Consider the following 3,513-nt stretch of genomic DNA (forward strand, 5'->3'; position numbering starts at 1 on the left):
GCGCATTATGGGGGTGGTTGAGGCGTGAAAGTGGAGATTGGCGTGGCGGATATGCGTGTTTTTGTGGTGCTGGCCGGCATGGCCGCGCTGACAGGCTGCGGCCCGAAGGCCGAATCGCTGGGCCGGTTCGGCGGATCGGCGCCGTCATTGCTGATTTCCACACGGCTGCTGACGGCGGGCGGCGATGAACTTGGTACTGTCCAAGTGATGCAGGAAAAGGACGGCACCCGCGTCATCGCCGAAATCAAGGGTCTGCCGCCGGGTGAGTATGCACTGCATCTGCACAGCGTCGGCGCGTGCACGGGGCCGGATTTCACCAGCGCCGGCCCGCATTTCAACCCCGATGCCCGCCAGCATGGCCGAGATAACCCGATGGGCGCCCATGCCGGCGACCTGCCCAACCTGATTGTCTCCGCCAGCGGTATTGCCATGCTCGATGCCTTGCAGCCGGGGCTGAAACTGGCTGAAGGCACTGCGCCGCTGCTTGATGCCGATGGCGCTGCCGTCGTGTTGCACGCCCGGCCTGATGATTATCGCAGCGATCCGGCGGGCAACGCCGGCGCGCGCATCGCTTGCGGCGTGTTGCGCCGGGGCATACCGGTCAGGCCCTAGGCGGCGCGCACCATGCTGTCATTGAGTGGAAAAAATGGGGCGATCGACGGGGATTGAACCCGCAACCTCCGGTACCACAAACCGGCGCTCTAACCAATTGAGCTACGATCGCCACAAGAGGCGCGTCCGATATACGACACGGCGCGCCGGCGCAAGACTGCTTGATCGGTTGCGCGTGTCTCTTGCCGCGAGGCACTCCCGCCGCCGCTGTCTGCCTCTTTCCAACGCGCCCGGCCTGGCGTAGAGGCGATAACAATGTTGCGCTGAACTGAAATATCATAAGCCCAATCAACTGCGAGCCTGGCCATGTTCTTCGACGCCCCTGATTTTGACGCTCATGAATCCGTGCATGTCGCCCATGATGCGGCATCCGGTCTCAAGACGATCATCGCCATTCATTCCACGCATCTTGGCCCGGCCGCCGGCGGCGTGCGCCACTGGGCCTATGCCGATGATGCTGCGGCGCTGACAGATGCCCTGCGCCTGTCGCGCGGCATGAGCTATAAAAACGCCATGGCCGGCCTGCCGATGGGCGGCGGCAAGGCGGTGGTGCTGAACGATGCCCCCAAGACCGACGCCATGCTCGAAGCCTTTGGCGCCGTCATCGAAGGGCTGGGCGGTCGTTATGTCACCGCCGAGGATGTCGGCATGAGCGACCGCGACATGACCGTCATTGCCCGCCGAACCGCGCATGTCTCGGGCCTGCCGGTGTCGGGCAACCGCCCTGTTGGCGGTAATCCCGGCCCCTGGACGGCGCAGGGCGTGTTCGTCGGCCTGCGCGCTGCCGTCGCGCACAAGCTCGGCCGCCATGACCTGTCGGGCGTGCATGTGGCCGTGCAGGGCGTTGGCAGTGTCGGCGGCGCGTTGGCGCGCAAGCTGGCCGCCGCAGGCGCAAGACTGACGCTCGCCGATATCGACGCGGCCAGGGCGGCGGCGCTGGCTGCCGAACTGGGCGCGGCGCATGTGCCGGTGGAGGGCATCACGCGCGTTGCCGCCGACGTGTTCAGCCCCAACGCACTGGGCGCCGTGCTGGATGCCGAAACTATCGCTGCGTTGAACGTGGCGGTGGTCGCCGGCGCAGCCAATAACCAGCTTGCAGCAGCTGGCGACGGCGCCCGCATTGCGGCACGCGGCATCCTGTATGCGCCGGATTATGTCATCAACGCTGGCGGCATCATCAATGTCGTTGCCGAATATCTCGGGGGCAGCAGCATCGAGACCGTCAGCCAACAGATCGCCGCCATCGAAGGCCGGCTTGCCGATATCTTCGTGGCGGCAGACCGCGGCGGCCAGCCCACCGACGCCGTCGCCGATGCCATGGCCCGGCGCCTGATCGGGCGCTGAACGTCAATAGTCCCGTTTCCAGCGCAGGCCGGCGGATGTGCCGCCCAGTGTTGCCACCGAACTGAGCAGCGACAGCGAGCGCGTCAGCCCGATCTCGATGCTGGTGGACGTGTAGCCCTGGGCATCGGTTGCCAGCTCGACATAGACATTGCGGCCGATGTAGCGCCCGGCGGCGACGGATGTGCGCCGCCCTATGGTGGCGTCGGCAGGCAAGATGCGCAGCCGGTCCAGCCCCAGCCCCTTGCGGACGACGCCCATCGGGTTGAACCCGCCGCTGCCGCGAAGCGACGTCAAGGCCGCCGCAAGCTGCACAGCCTCCAGCGCCGACAAGTCGGTGACCGACGTGCCGAAAAGCACGCGGCTGAGCACTTCATCTTCCGGCAGGGCCGGCACGCTGCTGAACTTGATATTGGGCCGCTGCGCCGTGCCGTCGATGTTGAGCCGGGCGGTGAGCGAGGCGGACACATTCTCGGCCGTGATGCTGATGATCGGATCGGGCGGGTAGACGCCCTGAAACCGAATGTCGCCGCGCGTCAGTTCAAAGCGTTTGCCGGCAAAATCATAATCGCCGCGAATGAGTTGCACCCGCCCCGCCAACTCCGGCGTGGTGGTGCCGCCGCGCAGCCGCACATCGGCCTGCCATTCCGATTTGATGCCCATGCCCTCGACGAACAGCCGGTTGTCGGCCTTGCTCGCCAGGTTGAACAGCCAGCGTGTCGGCGCAGCATAGACGACCTGCGGCCGGCCCAGCGCGCGGACATTGCGCTCGCTGACCGCCAGCACCGGCACATCGGCCACCGCCGTGCGCCCGACAACATAGGTGCCCCGGTCCAGCGTCAGCTTGCCCGAGACAACGCCGCCATAAGCGTCGGTTGCGACCCTGATCTGGCCGCTTGCCGTCGCAGTCAGGTCATCGCGGTCCAGCATCTGGGCGTTCTTCAGCGTCATGCGAATGTCGATGGGAAACCCTTGCTCATAGCTCAATATGATGGTGCCGCTGCCGGCGATGCTGCCCGACGGCCCGGATTTGCCGGCAAAACTGGTCAGCTCCAGCCGTGATTCGACAAAGCGCGCATCAAGACTGGCGCCGGTGACAATGGCGCCGATCACCGGGCTTTCCACCCTCAGCCCGCTGCCCTTCACGCTGCCCGACACACGGGGGTTGCCCAAGATGCCGCCGATATCGAGCGCCAGCGTCACCGGCCCGCGCACATCGAGCGCCGACAGACCCGACAGGCCCCACAGGTCCTGCGCGGCGCCGGTGTAGCGCACCTGGCCCGTTACCGGCGCCGCAAACATCCGCGTGGCCAAACCTTCGGGTCCATCGGGAATGGCGCCCAGCCGGGCCTGCGCCCGCCCTTCGACCCGCGACCCGCGCACGATCACAGCCCGCACCACGCTGCTGGCGATCCCCAGATTGGCGTTCAGCCCGACGTCGATGGGGGTGGAGGCGCTTGCCGTGCTGGCGCGCGACAGGCCGTTGATGCGCAAGCTGGCGGTGCCGCGCGGGGCTTCGCCTGCGGGCAGCGCGATATCGATATTGCCGGTAACGCGACC

3 protein-coding genes and 1 tRNA gene are annotated in these 3,513 nt (G+C 66.6%); 2 read left to right on the top strand and 2 right to left on the bottom strand.

Annotation, left to right across the window (positions count from 1 at the left end; all coding sequences use genetic code 11):
* Nucleotides 1-51 precede the first annotated feature (51 nt).
* Nucleotides 52-612: a superoxide dismutase family protein gene (locus RMQ73_RS13770; protein WP_310498887.1), complete on the top strand. Its 561-nt coding sequence runs from the start codon at nt 52-54 to the stop codon at nt 610-612.
* A gap of 35 nt (nt 613-647) precedes the next feature.
* Here the strand turns inward: RMQ73_RS13770 and RMQ73_RS13775 are convergent.
* Nucleotides 648-724, bottom strand: a tRNA-His gene (locus RMQ73_RS13775).
* A gap of 194 nt (nt 725-918) precedes the next feature.
* Here RMQ73_RS13775 and RMQ73_RS13780 point away from each other — a divergent pair.
* On the top strand, nt 919-1,956 hold the full coding sequence (locus RMQ73_RS13780) for a Glu/Leu/Phe/Val dehydrogenase dimerization domain-containing protein (RefSeq protein WP_310498888.1): 1,038 nt from the start codon (nt 919-921) through the stop codon (nt 1,954-1,956).
* Nucleotides 1,957-1,959: 3 nt separating this feature from the next.
* Here the strand turns inward: RMQ73_RS13780 and RMQ73_RS13785 are convergent.
* A partial coding sequence (locus tag RMQ73_RS13785; RefSeq protein WP_310498890.1) for a translocation/assembly module TamB domain-containing protein occupies nt 1,960-3,513 on the bottom strand: 1,554 nt, incomplete at its 5' end.

Source organism: Sandarakinorhabdus sp. (assembly GCF_031430775.1).
In the GTDB taxonomy this organism is placed as follows: Bacteria; Pseudomonadota; Alphaproteobacteria; order Sphingomonadales; family Sphingomonadaceae; genus Sandarakinorhabdus.